The organism is Rhodococcus sp. YH3-3 (assembly GCF_001653035.1).
GTDB classification, from domain to species: Bacteria; Actinomycetota; Actinomycetes; order Mycobacteriales; family Mycobacteriaceae; genus Rhodococcus_F; species Rhodococcus_F qingshengii.
This window is the reverse complement of record NZ_BCWH01000001.1, coordinates 18,145-32,979: the sequence shown is the minus strand read 5'-3', so window position 1 is coordinate 32,979 and position 14,835 is coordinate 18,145. Positions and strand designations below refer to the sequence as shown.

Annotated in this window: 17 protein-coding genes and 3 pseudogenes; 10 read left to right on the top strand and 10 right to left on the bottom strand. The window is 60.5% G+C overall.

The window, feature by feature from the left end:
* Nucleotides 1-274 precede the first annotated feature (274 nt).
* Nucleotides 275-1,045 carry a GAF and ANTAR domain-containing protein gene (locus YH3_RS00205; RefSeq protein WP_064442771.1) on the top strand — a complete coding sequence of 257 codons (771 nt, stop codon included), beginning with the start codon at nt 275-277 and terminating at the stop codon, nt 1,043-1,045.
* A 96-nt stretch (nt 1,046-1,141) separates the two neighbouring features.
* Here the strand turns inward: YH3_RS00205 and YH3_RS00200 are convergent, their stop codons facing one another.
* Both YH3_RS00200 and YH3_RS00195 read right to left on the bottom strand, forming a co-directional pair.
* On the bottom strand, nt 1,142-1,465 hold the full coding sequence (locus tag YH3_RS00200) for a hypothetical protein (RefSeq protein ID WP_064442770.1): 324 nt from the start codon (nt 1,463-1,465) through the stop codon (nt 1,142-1,144).
* 137 nt (nt 1,466-1,602) lie between these two features.
* The gene (locus YH3_RS00195; RefSeq protein ID WP_064442769.1) at nt 1,603-2,280 is read right to left on the bottom strand and encodes a GAF and ANTAR domain-containing protein; all 678 of its coding nucleotides are present in this window, start codon (nt 2,278-2,280) and stop codon (nt 1,603-1,605) included.
* 260 nt (nt 2,281-2,540) lie between these two features.
* Here YH3_RS00195 and YH3_RS00185 point away from each other — a divergent pair, with 260 nt between their 5' ends.
* Entirely contained in the window at nt 2,541-2,801 is a 261-nt protein-coding gene (locus tag YH3_RS00185) for a hypothetical protein (RefSeq protein ID WP_064442767.1), read from the top strand.
* A gap of 316 nt (nt 2,802-3,117) precedes the next feature.
* Here YH3_RS00185 and YH3_RS00180 read toward each other — a convergent pair whose 3' ends face one another.
* Both YH3_RS00180 and YH3_RS35420 read right to left on the bottom strand, forming a co-directional pair.
* A complete protein-coding gene (locus tag YH3_RS00180; RefSeq protein ID WP_064442766.1) occupies nt 3,118-3,723 on the bottom strand; it encodes a recombinase family protein in 606 nt (201 codons plus the stop codon).
* Nucleotides 3,724-3,923: 200 nt separating this feature from the next.
* A pseudogene (locus YH3_RS35420) lies at nt 3,924-4,199 on the bottom strand (transposase); the annotation flags it as partial.
* 108 nt (nt 4,200-4,307) lie between these two features.
* On the opposite strand from YH3_RS35420, the gene YH3_RS00175 reads away from it, so the two are divergent.
* Nucleotides 4,308-4,958, top strand: coding sequence for a phytanoyl-CoA dioxygenase family protein (locus tag YH3_RS00175; RefSeq protein ID WP_371594671.1), 651 nt, complete (start codon nt 4,308-4,310; stop codon nt 4,956-4,958).
* A gap of 63 nt (nt 4,959-5,021) precedes the next feature.
* On the opposite strand, the pseudogene YH3_RS00170 reads toward YH3_RS00175, so the two are convergent.
* A pseudogene (locus tag YH3_RS00170) lies at nt 5,022-5,807 on the bottom strand (IS256 family transposase); the annotation flags it as partial.
* Nucleotides 5,808-6,593: 786 nt separating this feature from the next.
* Between YH3_RS00170 and YH3_RS00165 the strand changes: the two are divergent.
* Nucleotides 6,594-7,343: a GAF and ANTAR domain-containing protein gene (locus YH3_RS00165; RefSeq protein ID WP_064442765.1), complete on the top strand. Its 750-nt coding sequence runs from the start codon at nt 6,594-6,596 to the stop codon at nt 7,341-7,343.
* A 389-nt stretch (nt 7,344-7,732) separates the two neighbouring features.
* On the opposite strand, the pseudogene YH3_RS37230 reads toward YH3_RS00165, so the two are convergent.
* Nucleotides 7,733-7,882 (bottom strand): annotated as a pseudogene (locus tag YH3_RS37230) (plasmid pRiA4b ORF-3 family protein); the annotation flags it as partial.
* A gap of 381 nt (nt 7,883-8,263) precedes the next feature.
* Between YH3_RS37230 and YH3_RS00155 the strand changes: the two are divergent.
* Nucleotides 8,264-8,818, top strand: a complete 555-nt coding sequence (locus tag YH3_RS00155; protein ID WP_064442763.1) for a hypothetical protein — start codon at nt 8,264-8,266, stop codon at nt 8,816-8,818.
* Here YH3_RS00155 and YH3_RS00150 read toward each other — a convergent pair.
* Nucleotides 8,806-9,968, bottom strand: a protein-coding gene (locus YH3_RS00150; protein WP_154100266.1) for an IS3 family transposase whose coding sequence is annotated in 2 segments (ribosomal slippage) — nt 8,806-9,681 and nt 9,684-9,968 — 1,161 coding nt in all. Because the reading frame shifts where the segments join, the coding sequence is not laid out codon by codon here. The two genes, YH3_RS00155 and YH3_RS00150, sit on opposite strands and share 13 nt — an antisense overlap.
* Before the next feature lie 291 nt (nt 9,969-10,259).
* Nucleotides 10,260-10,616: a hypothetical protein gene (locus tag YH3_RS00140; RefSeq protein WP_054781728.1), complete on the bottom strand. Its 357-nt coding sequence runs from the start codon at nt 10,614-10,616 to the stop codon at nt 10,260-10,262.
* Between the two features lie 617 nt (nt 10,617-11,233).
* Between YH3_RS00140 and YH3_RS00130 the strand changes: the two genes are divergently transcribed.
* From YH3_RS00130 to YH3_RS00120, 3 genes are read left to right on the top strand one after another with little or no spacing between them, the layout of a single operon-like run.
* Nucleotides 11,234-11,422 (top strand): hypothetical protein, encoded by a 189-nt coding sequence (locus tag YH3_RS00130; protein ID WP_064442761.1) that lies wholly within the window; start codon nt 11,234-11,236, stop codon nt 11,420-11,422.
* A 46-nt stretch (nt 11,423-11,468) separates the two neighbouring features.
* Complete coding sequence (locus YH3_RS00125) at nt 11,469-12,056, top strand: type 1 glutamine amidotransferase domain-containing protein (RefSeq protein ID WP_064442760.1); 588 nt, start codon at nt 11,469-11,471, stop codon at nt 12,054-12,056.
* A gap of 14 nt (nt 12,057-12,070) precedes the next feature.
* Entirely contained in the window at nt 12,071-12,298 is a 228-nt protein-coding gene (locus tag YH3_RS00120; RefSeq protein WP_064443431.1) for a DUF6480 family protein, read from the top strand.
* A 161-nt stretch (nt 12,299-12,459) separates the two neighbouring features.
* On the opposite strand, the gene YH3_RS00115 is transcribed toward YH3_RS00120, so the two are convergent.
* The gene (locus tag YH3_RS00115) at nt 12,460-12,729 is read right to left on the bottom strand and encodes a Rho termination factor N-terminal domain-containing protein (RefSeq protein WP_064442759.1); all 270 of its coding nucleotides are present in this window, start codon (nt 12,727-12,729) and stop codon (nt 12,460-12,462) included.
* Between the two features lie 236 nt (nt 12,730-12,965).
* Between YH3_RS00115 and YH3_RS35865 the strand changes: the two genes are divergently transcribed.
* Both YH3_RS35865 and YH3_RS00105 read left to right on the top strand, forming a co-directional pair.
* Nucleotides 12,966-13,121: a DUF6131 family protein gene (locus YH3_RS35865; RefSeq protein WP_087503864.1), complete on the top strand. Its 156-nt coding sequence runs from the start codon at nt 12,966-12,968 to the stop codon at nt 13,119-13,121.
* 80 nt (nt 13,122-13,201) lie between these two features.
* Complete coding sequence (locus YH3_RS00105) at nt 13,202-13,831, top strand: hypothetical protein (protein WP_064442757.1); 630 nt, start codon at nt 13,202-13,204, stop codon at nt 13,829-13,831.
* A gap of 481 nt (nt 13,832-14,312) precedes the next feature.
* On the opposite strand, the gene YH3_RS00100 is transcribed toward YH3_RS00105, so the two are convergent.
* Nucleotides 14,313-14,747, bottom strand: coding sequence for a hypothetical protein (locus YH3_RS00100; RefSeq protein ID WP_064442756.1), 435 nt, complete (start codon nt 14,745-14,747; stop codon nt 14,313-14,315).
* Nucleotides 14,748-14,835: the final 88 nt, after the last annotated feature.

Here is a 14,835-nt window from a genome sequence, read left to right as displayed (position 1 = left end):
GCTCGACTTTACGTGCGCTTTTCGGCCTCGTGGTCACACTCAACCGGACCCGCATGGTCCGCCTCCTGGACCACGGATCCAAGTGGCGGGCCAACTCTCGATCGGGCGTACTCGTGCTCGGTATGCATCGAGCCAGAACGCGCATCCGCGCGAACCTAGCATCGAATCGTGTTTTCTATTGAAGTATTATCGACATCTCGGTGAAACAAGCGCCGCGCGACGACGAGTACGCGCAGGACGCTCACCCGCAGTTCTGCTGCGGGATGGGACCGAAATGGACGATTCATCAGCAAAGGCTGCCGCTGACACATCCGGTATCTCATCGTCCGGTCAGCCGCTCGCGGACGACATCTTCGAGTCGCCGGACAGATTCAGTGTGCAGGTGAGCGCGAGTGCATCCGAAAGACTGATTCAAACATTCTGTCAGCAGCTGGTGGCAACAATCGCGAGCGCCGACATGGCGGGCGTCGTTCTTGTCCCTCACCGCGGCACGAAACCTAAGACAGTGGCATGTACCGATGCCCGCGTTTTCGACATCGAACACGAGCAATACCGGATAAACGAGGGTCCGGGTGTGGAATCTGCCCGAACGGCCCAACCCGTGCGTGCAGACAATGACAGCGTGGTTCGTAAGTGGCCGGACTTCGCGCAGCGCGTCTCCGAGGTCGGTGTCGCCAGCTATCTCTCGGCCCCGTTGTTCATCGACGAGGTTCACGTCGGGGTACTGGGCCTGTACAGCTTCGTCGATCACGGCTTCGACGAGATCGACGAGGTATTGCTGCAGGTGTTCATCGCCGCAGTGGAGGGTGCGGTGTGGAAGGCCAGGCGGGGAGAAGAATGGAAAACCGAAATTGCAGGCCTGCGGGCGGCGATGAAATCGCGCGGACACATCGAACAGGCCAAAGGAATGTTGATGGTCATGCATGCAATCACCGAGGACCAAGCATTCGAGATGTTGGCCGCGCAATCGCAGCGACAGAACATTCGCCTCACGACAGTGGCTGCTGAGATCATCCGAGCGTTGAGCGGACAAGCAGGAATCTAGATAACCGAGAACCTCGCTGCGAAAGAAGCGCGACAACCGGACGTGGTCTCACTGCCGCGCATAGTCCCCTGTTAAACGTGAAACTGGACGTAGACCCTAACCGAGTACGTTCAGCCGTTCGGCGAACTGCAACAGAAGGTCCATCGCCTCTGGGCTCAAACCGTGAGCGCGGAGAAGGAGGCGGCGAACGTCGTCGTCGTCAATCTCCGATATCGCCATGCGTTCGCGGTCTCGATTCTCGCCGCTGTCATCGCTGCGCTCGTAGGGCAGGTCGTAGAAGTACGAGAGCGGCACTGCGAAGTACTCGGCGATCCGTTCGATGTATCGCGGGGCTGGCCGCCGTCGGACACCATTACGAAGTTGAGGAAGATACGGAGCCGAAATCGGACAACCTTGATCGGTCAGTGCCTGCGCAACCATGGTGTTGGTTGTACGGCCGAGCGGGCGACCAGCGCATTGAGCTGGCGGGCGAACACGTGATCGCTCCCCATCATGGCCCACCACCCATCCTTGAGTTAGCTACATAGTAGCTTTTGGTGGCGAAGGTGATGATCATGTCATGTCGTATTCGTCTCGGTGTGATGAGCGATGACTTCACGTGCCAGCACCGTGACGCGGCGATGCTGGGCGCGGGCGTCCGACTGCAGGCGACGTAATGCATGGTCGATCGACATGGTGTGGCGCGCAGCGAGTATCCCACTTGCAATATGCACATCGGCTCGCGAGAAACCGTAGGGGCCGGTAGCAAGATACGGCGTTCGCGTAAGGTCGGTGAACACATAGCTGACCAGTGACCGGGCGCAGCGTACGCAGATCCTCTCCTCCTCAGGTGTGAGGCACCGAGGGTTCTTGATGTAGACGGTCAGAACCCCGAGGGGTACCGAGTCGATGACTAGCGGGAACGCATGGACGTTCCGGACATCCAGTGCGTAAGCGTCCGCGGCGAATGTCGGCCATTCGTCCGCACCGTGATCGCTCGCGTCGTGATGGTGCACTTCTGGACGTAGACGGCGAAAGCACTCCACGGTCGGGCCTTCGCCGAGGATGAATTGCAGTTCGTCGACCTGCGCGGCGATGTCGTCGGTGGCGTAGACAAGGTCACCGGCAGTGCCGGAGAACACCGATACCGCCGCCCCGTCCACAGCGGTCTGTCCGAGAAGATCGAGAACGACATCAGCGGTCCGCGCGGCAGGTCCGTGTCGGTGAGGTGGCGAGCGGGGAATGTCGTTGAGCATGCCGGACGCCTTCCCATCGATCGGGAACCTCAACCCTCCGACATGATTTCAATGAACCTGTACGAGCGCCATGTTTGCCTCGACGACAAGCAGGGTAGGAATCTGTGCGATCCACCGGTAGCCGATCCCCCAAACGTCGTTGCCGGTGGATCGCCTGTGCTGTACCTGACCTCTGCCGGGCCGAGGTACACGCACTACCCGTGTTTCGCTCTCTCGAAACCCGACGGGTTCTATCTCGATGGGGCGCAGAACGGAGAGCCGTGAGAGTCGACGACGAATGCTCGAGCAGGAGTGCGCTTGCACACGCTGCACCGAGTCCGGAGGTCATCGCGGCCACGGAACTTCTTCTCGCTCAGCCTGATGCGTACCGCTACCGTCGACGCTATCTGGAGCTGATCGTCCGTGGTCGCGGTTCAGGCGTGGCCTCCGACTACACCGCTGCCGAACGGTATCTCTTGCGTACAGCCGATGCGTGCCGGCGCTCGTTGCGCCGGAACAACTCTTCGCCTGCTGAGGACTGACGTCCTATTGCCCGAAATTAGGGATGCGACGCCCTTGGTTCCGGTGTACTGATGTAGAGATGTTGAGTCTCATAGGTTTTCTTCTGGTTCTCTGGCTTGTCTTCGTTGTCGTGGGTTTCGTCGCCAAAGGCTTGCTGTGGATGGGTCAAACGTAACGCCTCCACATAAGACGCGCCGACACCATCGGAGCAGCCAACGCACCAGCAACTCCGCGAGAAGACTCGACCTCAACATCAACCGGGCGAAATTGCTTGAGGGACAGCTAGTCCGACAGCATCTGCACCATTGACTTAGCGGCCGGATCCCGCTGTCGAGCTCAGTTCTCGACCCGAGGGGTCCCGCTGCTAGCTTCCCGCTCGATCCGCGCGAGCTGGATATTGGCATACAACGACGAACGCTTCAAACCCGTGTTCTTACATAGTGTTTCGATTTTGAACTGGCCCGTTTCATAAATTTGCAGTAGGTACGCACGCTCCTCGGGCGAGAGTTTGTGCGGCCTACCTTTCATCTTCCCAGCAGCTGTCGCGGCGGCAACTGCATCACGCGTGCGGGAACGAATCAGATCCGACTCGAACTCCGCCATCAACGCAAGAATGCCAATGAACATCTTCCCCATCGGATCAGCCGGGTCGTACACCTGACCATCAATCGACAGCGACACACCCTTCTCCGCGATCCGCTCTACCGTCTCATGCAAATCCTTCGCCGAGCGAGACAGCCGATCGAGCTTCGTCACACAAAACACGTCGCCGGCGCGAGCCGCGTTGATCGCATTATCCAAACCCGGCCGACGAGCCTGCCGGCCACTGACACCATGATCGACATAGACCATGTCACGATCCACACCGGCCTTCACCAGAAGATCCACCTGAACCGCCGTGTCCTGCCGGACCGTACTGCATCGCGCATACCCGATTTTCACGCCACCCCCACTGCCGAACACGAATTGTCCACTAGAGCCTATGCCATAACGGACAAATCCAACGGACACCCAAATTGGACGTTTCGGTACGAAATTTCGCCACGTCAGTCGCGCCTAGGCGCCCGTTCTTCACCGTCCGGTATGACGACGGTCAAAACGCAGGGTCTGTCCAGAAAACGGTGTAATTGATTGGTTTCTAACTACTTTCGTCCGGCAGACAGCCGTCCGTCGAACGTTATCTCGAAGGCATTCAGTGCTGCCTTCCATCGGTTGGACCAGCGCCTGCGGGCGGTGCCTTTGGGATCGAGGCTCATGATGGCCAGATACACGCATTTCAAGGCCGCGGCCTCGGTCGGAAAGTGTCCACGGGCCTTGACAGCCCTGCGGATTCGAGCGTTGACACTTTCGATGGCGTTGGTCGTGTAAATGACCTGCCGGATGGCGTTGTCGAATTGTAGGAACGGCACGAACTGCTGCGCGCCCAACTTGGCCCCGTCCTTGAAAGCACCGGCTACGGAGAAGACGAATTCTTCGCCGGAACCCAAACGCGAAGAGCAGGAGGGCTGTTCGGTCGGATCGACCTCATGCCCGAGATCGCGCTCCACCCGCTCTACTACGGGGCCGCCAAGAAGATCCTTCAGGTGCCCCTGTCCGTCTGGGTCGGAGACGACCAGATCGAAATCACGCCTGATATCCAGATCGGTGTCACTCAGGCAATCGAAATCCACCCAGGGCAGGGTGCCCAGCGTCTCCATCGAGACGACACGAGCTTTCTGTGGCGCCACCCCGACTACGGACGCGAGGGCCGACTGCAGATCATGGTGGCGGTCAGCGATTTCACAGCAGAAAACGGCGGCACCCTCGTCATACCCGGAAGCCATCGGTGGGACGACCAACGAGGCCCGAAACAAGCCGAAGCGGCGCCGACCGTAATGCGGGCCGGTGCTGCCCTCATCTGGACCGGTTCTACGTACCACGGCGGTGGTAACAACTCGTCCGAGGCGCCACGGACCGGCTTGACGATGGCATTCGACCTCGCCTGCTTACGTCAGGAAGAGAACCAATACCTGTCAATCCCGCGTGAAAAACTGCTTGATCTTTCCGAAGAGGTACAGCGACTGCTCGGCTGGGGGTCCGGAGCGAACCTGATGGGTTACGTCGAACGGGGCGGTCAGATGATCGACGCACACGTTCTCCTCGAAAACGGCGCCGTCGAACTCCCGACTGCCCGCTGAACTCTAGAACCTGCACGGTTGTCACCGGGTCTATCTCGCTAACGGTGTTTCGGCGGATTTCCATCAGTAAGTTTCCGATCCCGGCCAACGATCGGCGAACGTGATCGCAAACGCGTTCAGAGCAGGCTTCCACCTCGTTATCCATCGTGCCTGGCCCTTGCCTGTCGGGTCCAGTGAACGCGTCACCAGATAGAGGCACTTGAGCGCAGCAGCCTCGGTGGGAAAATGGCCACGAGCCTTGACAGCCCGCCGGTATCGGGCATTCAAGGACTCAATCGCGTTGGTAGAGCACAGCACTCGCCGTATCTCGGTGTCGTAATCCAGGAACGGGATGAACTCCTGCCAGGCGTTGTTCCACAATCGGATGATCGCCGGATACTGCTTGCCCCAACGGTCTGCGAGATCGTCGAACGCTGCCCGCGCTGCCGTCTCGGTCGGTGCGGTGTAGATCGGCTTGAGATCGTGCTTGAGCGCATCCCAGTGCTGCCGCGACGACAGTCGAAACGTGTTTCGGATCAAATGGATTACACACGTTTGGACCGTCGCGGCCGGCCACACGTTCTCGACGACCTCCGGTAGACCTTTCAATCCGTCGCAGACCAGGAAGAACACGTCCCGGGTGCCCCGATTTCGAATGTCGGTCAAGACGGACATCCAGAATTTGGCGCCTTCGCCGCCGGTGCCGGCCCACAATCCGAGCACATCACGGTGTCCGTCGAGACTGACGCCGATCGCGGCATAGATCGGCCGGTTCGCGACCTGCCCGTCCCGGACTTTGACGACTATCGCGTCGATGAAGATCGCCGCGTACACCTCGTCGAGCGGACGGGCAGACCAGTCCTGCATCTCCAGTCATAGTGGCGTATCTCCTTTCAGAGTTACACCGTTGTTCTTACAGTCCCCCGACTGCACCCGCCAGTGAGCCTAATCATGAAGGCTACGCGTTCGTCTCCGTCTCGTTGGAACGGAGACACGGAGACTTTAGCGCTGAACCGCGATGTAATTCGCTGTTGGAAGGGTGTTCCGCGAGGCTGGAGGAGGACTTAGGGACGGGGAGCCGTCCGGAGTCGAGGAAGATGATGCGACGTTCGATGTCGACGTGTGATTGCAGAATCGTCCGCAGAACCGTCCGAGGAGGGTGAAGCCGACAGCTGTTTGTACTCCGTGTAGCCACTACAGGTGTGGGGAGGCGCAGACCGGCGATCTTGGCTACGTAGGTGCGTCTGGTCAGTAGTGGGTCCGCATGGATGTGGCGTTGCGGCGTTTCCCCATACCGTTGAAGGTCTGTGGTCGGGGCGGGTTTGCGTTGGTGGTGTGTGGGATACCTCTGGGTTGCGGTATCGGGAGCACTCGAAAAGGATTTCGGGGCGCCGCGCAGACGACCTGCCTTCCGGCTGTCCGCTCGCCGGGGGTGGGTCAGCCCCGAAATGGGGCATCCTGGTAGGGGCAGTGCCGGGATGCGCATCGGGTTCGCTGGCGTCGGCGCTCACACCTCGGCGCTGGCCCTGCGAACCAGCCAAACCACCGATCACATCGGTTCGGGCATTCGTGAGTTGTTGACAAGTGGAGATCGGGGTTTTGCCCATTTTCGTCGTGTGCCGTCACGGTCTCGTGGGAGTGCGTGTGAGGTGTGGGATGGATGTCGTACGAAGCGCTGCTGTCGGTGATGGGTGGTTTCCTCCGCTCGATGCGGCTGCCGAAGCGTTGCAGGATCTGTATCGGGTGTTGAATCCGGCCGGTCACATCGAGAAGTATTTGCGGCGGTTGTGTGAGCATGCGGTGGAGTTGATCGAGGATGCGGACATGGCGGGGGTGACGGTTCTCGATGAGGAGGGTGCTGCGTCGACGGCGGCGCGCACGTCCCGTGAGGTCGTCATGGTGGACGAGCTGCAGTATCGGTCGTGGGCGGGTCCGTGTATCGAGGCCGCGGAGAGCGAGCAGATCGTGGTGGCGGACCGCACGACTGCCAGTGAGCGGTGGCCGGGTCTGGCGTCCGAGGCCCGGCGATTCGGGGTGCAGAGTTTCCTGTCGATTCCGTTGCCTGCGCTCGAGCCCGGGGTGCGTGCGGGTGCGGTCAATGTGTACGGCAGCCGTGCGGACGGGTTCGCTCGTTCTGAGGTGGCGTTGATGAATTTGTTCACCACTGCCGCTGGGTATGCGATCGGCAGTACCGAACGTTACCGGGGTGCCCGGCAGTTGGCTCTGCAGCTCGAGCGTGCTCTCGATTCGCGGGCGGTGATCGATCAGGCGAAGGGGGTGTTGATGGCGGTCCACGGTGTCGATGCGGATGCGGCGTTCGCGATGCTGGTCGAGAGATCCCAAGGCACCAACACGAAACTGCGGGCGGTGGCAGAGGATCTGCTGGCGAGTGTGCGCATCACCTAGAGATGATGACAAGCCCTCGCCGATGCCGGGCAATGAGCGTGCGAGGGTCCGCGTCCGGGGTCGTGCTGATCGGTTGATGTGAGGTGTGACTCCTCCGACCTGCCGCTGGGCCACCCTACGATCGGCACACACACACCGCACCCTCGTTGTGGGGCCGGAACTGTCTGGGTTTCCGAAACCAATGAGAGAGCACTGCATCACACGTGTGGGTCTGCTGCACGATCAGGTGACAGGTTGAGTCACGCAGCCTGAGTGGCTGGTGTGGTCATGATGGTCTCGTATTCTATGGGGGTCAATCGGCCGAGTCCGACTTGGCGGCGTCGGCGCTGGTATCCGTCGCGCTCGATCACCTCTGGCGCGATATACCGATCTGGGCCATTGTCCGTTGAATGATGGACACTCACCCACTGATGAGCGTGTTGATCTCCCCACCCCATCACCGCCTGCACAATCGAATGAAGTTGGTCCAGTTCGATATTCGACGGGACCGAAAACCGTCTCCAAATAGGCGGCGTGATGCAATCGAGTTCGATCCGCATGACAAAGTTCGCCACCTCCGGCCGTCGACGCTGATTCCGCATCTGCCTCGGCGTAAGGACCTTCATCTGGCTTTGCGCCGCTTGATATGCAGGTACCAAACGCAGATGTGAAGCTCGCCGAACTCGCTGACCCGTCATGTATGGAGGCTAGATCTACCTACCGACAGCCGAGATACTCACTGCCACAAGGTTGCCCGATTTGTCGGGGCTCGCATCTTGTCGCTGGTCGGCTGTCAAGTCCAGATCAACACGGACCTACCCAGGCATCTTTGATCATCCACTGCGCGGACAATAGTGTGCGCCGATTACCGTAGACCTGACAGCTACCGCACGAAAACAGTGCCCAGCGCCTGCTCGGACTGGCACAGAACATGAGGATCCATGAGCGACCAAGACACGACCGCCGACCAGCCCCTCCACATCAACGGCGCAATTGCCTTGGTGACGGACGAGCGCGACGAGTTGGTTCACCTGTGCGTCCAGACCCTCGCCGAACTGCTGGGCAGTGAGCCTGCCACCGATGACGACGGCGACATTGTCGTGCCGGTTCACGGATTTGTCGTCTACGTGACCGTCGCCGACGACGGACCCCAGATCAACGTTTGGTCTTCGGTTCTGACCGGCCTCGGCAATCCCTCGCATGCTGCGACTCGACTCATCGAACTCGCGCAGGAATGGCCGCGCCTCCGCTTCGCCTTCAGCGGCGACCACCTACTGGTCTCCACGATGCTCGACGCCGATCCCTTCGCTCCGCAGCATCTGCTGAACCTGATCGACGAGGTTCACGACTTCACTCACGAACTCGACGACGATTTTGCTGAATCCTTCGGCGGAGACCTCGACTGCGACGCCGATGACGACAGCTACGCCGGAGACTGCAATCCCGGCGGTGGGTCTGCTGCACGATCAGGTGACAGGTTGAGTCACGCAGCCTGAGTGGCTGGTGTGGTCATGATGGTCTCGTATTCTATGGGGGTCAATCGGCCGAGTCCGACTTGGCGGCGTCGGCGGTGGTAGGTCTTTTCGATCCAGGTGACGATCGCGATCCTGAGATCGTCACGGGTGCGCCAGGGGCGGCGGTCCAGGACGTTCTTTTGCAGTAGAGAGAAGAAGCTCTCCATGGCGGCATTGTCGCCGGCCGCAGCGACGCGGCCCATCGAGCCGACCATGTGATGGCGGCTCAGAGCGCGGACGAATTTTTTTGATTGAAATTGCGATCCTCTGTCGGTGTGGACCACGCAGCCTGCGACGAAATCTCGGCGGGCGACGGCGTTGTCGAGCGCATCGACCGCGAGCCGGGACTTCATCCGATCGCTGATGGAGTAGCCAACGATCCGGTTGGAGAATACGTCTTTGAACGCGCACATGTAGAGCTTGCCTTCGCTCGTCCAATGCTCTGTGATGTCGCCCAACCACAGCTGATTCGCAGCATCGGCGGTGAAGTTGCGTTGGACGTGGTCGTCGTGGACCGCAGGCCCCGGGCGCTTGGCTTTTCCGCGTTTCTTGCCGAACACACTCCACCAGCCGTTGTTCGAGCAGATCCGCCACGCTGTGCGCTCGGCCATCACCTGGCCGACGTCGCGAGCCTCGTAGAACAGGAACCGGTAGCCGAACTCCGGGTCGTCCTTATGGGCCCTGAACAGAGCGTTCGCCCGGTAGGCCTCCGCGAGGTCGGCATCGGTCACCGGGTCAGCCAGCCACCGGTAGTAGGGCTGGCGAGCGATCTCGAGTACCCGGCACGTCACCGTGACGGGAATGCCGTCCTCGGCCAGCTCACGAACGAGCGGGTACATCATTTTCCCGGCAGGTTCGCCTGGGAAAGATAGGCGGCAGCACGGCGCAAGACTTCGTTCTCCTGCTCGAGCAACCGGATTCGCTTGCGCAGTTCCCGGTTCTCGACCACGTCCTCACCGGTAGTTCCTGATTTGATTCCGTCCTCGATATCGGCCACTTTCAGCCAACCCGTCAGGCAGGATTCACTGATCCCGAAGTCGGCGGCGATCTGCTTCAACAGCATTCCGGGCTCGCGACTGCGGGCAACCCGAACAACGTCCTCACGGAACTCTCGGGGATAGGGCTTCGGCATGGTGCACATCCTTCCAGCGGCACCTCTCGGCACCACAGATCAGATGTCACCTATCCGTGCAGCAGACCCTGTCGCATTTCAGTCCGGTGAGGGCTGGTACTTTCAGCCGATCGGGTGCAGGGTGAGAATCGTCCCGGTCTGTGCTGGCTCGGGACTGTTGTTCTGCCGGACGTCGACTCCCATCCCCGTCCGGCAGCCCGTTCGTAGCGAATCGAGAACCGTTGGTTCGGTGACAAAGCAGGCTCCTCGGCAACAGACGCCTCGTTACCGAGCCACGGACGTGCTCGGAGTTCAGCGCTGGTCGTCGAGCGGGGAGATCGATTGTTCGAGCAGATATTCCTCGGGTGCCGGCCATAGGGTATCGAGTTCGGCGGAGAAGGCTTCCATAAATTGCCTTGCGCGAACTCCGTTCTGCCACAGGATGAACGAGGAGCTAGCTGCGACATTGCTCGACGAGTGTGTGAGTGCTTGACACCCCACCGTCAGTGGCACCACCAGGTCGTCGTCGGTGCCGGCAGGTCGTCGTCGGAACGAATGCGATCGTCCAGTTCCCCAAGGCCTCGGCGCCGACGACTGAACTTCTTCCCAGCCGAGTTCGTTGACGTCCTGCAACCGCGCGGATCTCCCAGAGCGCACGGTCATTGCCACGTCACGTTTCCTCAGTGCGTGAGCTGGGTAACAAATCGGGGGTCGGTGAAGGAGGGCTTGTGGTGGATGTCGCGTCGTGGACGGAGTCCGAAGAGCACGAAAGGTGGTGGCGCGAGATCGTGGGAATCGCACCTTTCGAAGACCGCCGTGTGGCAAGAGATGTCGGAGACTTGCCGTGTGCCAAGGATTCCACGGCCTCCGCAGGCACGAATGGAAGCCCGCTGCGTTTCGCGGCGTGACGGCGGCCTGACTGCCGGCCCGACAGAAGGGTGGAAGTACGGTGCTGAATGTTGTTCTGTTGCTTGTGATGCTGAGTATCGGCATGGGTGTGGTGATGTGTCTGGACTTCCGATGGCTTCGCTCTTCGGCTCGAGATGATCGTCGACGGTTTGCGTATCGGCGAGATGCGGGGATCCCCAGGTCGTAAATCTGTTTCTGTCGGCTCAGGTCGCATACCAGCGACCTCTCTGATCGCCTCGCGCTCTTCGTGTGTGAACCGTACAGTCGGCGTACGACGCGCGGGGTCAGCGCCTGAGCGTCCATGGTGACGGTACGGGTTGATACGCCGTCGTCGCGGTCGATGATTGAAGAAGCATCGGCTGGGGAAGCCGACCCGAATGGCTACTTACAGAGTGATCAGTCCTGCAGGCGACGTCACCGCGACGCGCGAGATCGACAGCGCCGGCGATGCGCATGCCTGGTTCGTCGATGCCCGCGCCGACAACTCGGAACTGGGATGGCGCATGGAAGTCCACCATGACGGTGAATGGTCGTTCTTCGACGACACCGAGGGCGCATCCAGCTGAGCAGTCGCTCGACGGTTGTGACGACGATGAGGGAGGACGTTCAAGCATGAGTCGACTACTCGCAGGAAAGAAAGTGGCATTCCTCGTGGCGACGGAGGGAGTCGAACAAATCGAGTTGACGGACCCGTGGGATGCGTTGGTTGCCGAACACGCTCAGCCGTCGATTGTTTCGACAAAATCCGGAACTATTCAGGCATTCAATCATCTCGACAAAGCTGACGTCTTCGACGTGGATGCGGTGGTCGAGTCGGCGAAGTCGTCGGAATACGACGCTCTCGTACTGCCTGGCGGTGTGGCCAACCCTGACTTTCTTCGTGTGAATCCAGGGGCGGTGGCGTTCGCCCGGAGTTTCTTCGATGCAGGGAAGCCTGTCGCAGTGATCTGCCACGGTCCGTGGACGCTGGTCGAAGCCGGCGTGGTGGCCGGTCGCACGCTGACGTCGTGGCCTAGTTTGCGTACCGATATCACGAATGCGGGCGGCACGTGGGTGGACGAAGAAGTCGTGGTCTGTACTTCAGGACCGAATACGTTGATATCGAGCCGCAACCCCGATGATTTACCGGCGTTCTGCGCGACACTGACCGACACGCTTCGGCAGTCCCAGGCATCGACGAGGACTTCCGAGGGAAGTTGACCGGGAGGTACATCGTGACTTCTACACCGCCCGAACCAGATCCGGACAATACCCCTGACCTGGAACCCGGAGGCGGGGTCAAGCCGGGGAGCACCCCGCCCGATGCTCCCCAGACGTCGGGATTGTCCGAACCCGAACCCGCGACCGTCAAACGCTTTCCAGCAACCGGGATCGCAGCGATGGTCGCGGTCGCGTTGGTTGTCATCGTTTTCGTCATCGCCGCGGTGGCCATACTGGCATGATTTCTGCGTCTCGGACCGTGATGCGGTAGCCCGCTTAGTCCCCGTTCTTTCTGCGAGAACGGGGACGCTGTGGGGTGTCCGCGACTACGGGCCCTTGATTGTGAGTGTTTGACGCGTGCACACGAACCGGACATGCATGGACCTCATGCCAACAGTGGGGTTCAGTGATTTCGGAGCGTATCGATCAGTTCGCTCTTCTTGAGTTTCGAATAACCGTGAAGATCCAGTTCTTTGGCACGCTTCTTCAATTCTTCCACCGTCCATTCTTCGTACGGCGAAGACTTGCCCCCGGATTTACCCACACTCGACCGCCCACGATTGGCGGCCGCGTTGGAAATCCGTGCCGCCTTCTGCTTCGAATCCCCTTTCTTTCGTAATTCTTCGTAGAGGTCCTGATCCTTGAGTTGGGGTTGTGAGTCTTGGCGAGGCACTGGTGCGTCCTTCCACTGCGTCTTGGGGACTGAGGCGTCGGTCTCGTACAGGTGCTACCCGTGAGGTGGACGATCAAACCGGAAAACAAGGCACTCTGTGTCACCACCCGAAAGCAGTCGAGGAGTCGATCGCATCTGACACGGCCGTACCTGCTCTCCGTCCGTTCCAAGTGTTTGAGGGCTGTGACCAGTGGGTACGTCGCCCTCGATGGGTGATCCGTGTCGAAGGAGGGTCCATGATCATTCTCGGAATTGTTTTGTTGATCGTCGGCTTCTTGACTGGCATCTCGATTCTGTGGACGATCGGCATCATTCTCGTGGTGATCGGGGTCGTTCTGTTCGCGCTCGGCGCCGCCGGACATGCTGTCGGTGGTCGGCGGCACTACTACTGACGCTGCGGCGCCGGCCCCTCGGTCACCGCGGAACCCACCGGCCATTGCGCATCTGACATGTCACGGTTGAGGAGTGGGCAATGTTTGATCGGAACGCACCGCGACAAGATCGCGAGGACGCTCACATCGACGATGACAAAGGTCGGGAACCTGTGACCGGAACGGTTCACGATGTGAGACCGCCCGGCCGGATGTGGGTGCCGCGCAGCCGGGGCGCTGTCAGCGGCATCTTGCTGATTGCGCTCGGACTCTGGGGAGCGCTCATTCCCTTTGTGGGACCGTACTTCTCGTTCTCTTTCGTACCGGATCAAGCATGGACGTGGACCCCGGGTCGAGGTTGGCTCGAAGTGCTCCCCGGGGTGGTCACTGTCATCGGCGGGATTTTGCTGTTGTTCAGTGCGAATCGCGCTGTCGCCGGCCTCGGGGCGTGGTTGGCGGTCGCCGGGGGCGCATGGTTCATCGTTGGCCCGACACTGGCGCCGGTGCTGCATCTCGGGGAGGCGGGGACCCCGTCGGCGATTGAACCTGCGATGAGGGCAGTGCAGCAGTTGGCATTCTTCGAAGGCCTCGGTGCGGTGATCTTGTTCCTCGGATCGGCGGCGATCGGACGGTTGTCGCAGCGCAGTCATCGTGATGTTCTACGCGCACAACGTCAGGTAGAGAACGAGAACGGGCCTACTGGAGTGGGGGCAGCGCCGCCCACCGCCTGACTCCGGGCATGCACCTCTGATGTGTTCTCGGCTGTCACCGCAATGGAATAACGCTTTCCGGCAGGGTTCCGAGTCGCCATCGGTTTGATTCCGTCGAGTGCTTCTATGACGTCGAGTAGAACTATTCGTTCTCGTTCAGGCACCGCCCTCGGCCTGCCGGTGAGTTCCATGGTCAGCGCCGATGCCGCACGCATACGGTCACCGACTGGAAACGTCTCGCGGGGTAGTCGCGCATGGTAGGAGGCATTTCAGCTCCGGCCGTTGCCGGGGCAACTGATCGTTTCTAGGCCGTGTCCGGTGCCTGGCGGTGTCGAGCACGGGTAGGGTGGCATGCCTCTCACCGAGAAATTTTCCGCGATGTACGACGACGCGTACCCCAGGCACGAAGCGGTTCGTGATCGGAAGCGTCGTCGGTTACACGACGAGACACACCAACAGCTGGTGACCAGCGCGTGCTCGTTACGCTCCTCAGGGGTTGGGATCAAGAACCTGCCTGCAAGTCCTTGGTCAGTGTGATTGCCACAGACCATTTCTCCTCGGGCGCGGTCGGCGGGAGTTCCTCGAGGACCACTTTGTCGGTGAGGGTCTCGAGGACGTGCCATACGAAGGACGAAGTGCTCGTGGTGATCTGACTCGTTGTTTCCGCGGTGAGGATCACCTGCACAGCGGCTGGGTCGGTATCTCCATCGTACGTGCACGTCAGGGTGCTGGAGGGGAGGGCGTGACCGATGAGGATGGTCGCTGCTTCGTCGGCGGCGAGAACGAGGTCGGACAACCCGTCCAACGAGAGCGCGTAATGCGCGGCCACGGTTCGCACCAGTGAGCGCAGCACCGGCAGTTGATCCGGTGATGCAGAGACGGATAACGAAGGTGAAATGGCGACCGGGGAAACGATCGCTCGTGCGAAGGACGTCACGTGAGATTTGCTCCTGTACTTGATCGGATGCAGCCGACCCCATTGGTGGGATCCGGGTAGGCGCATTCGAGAAGGATGATCAGCACAC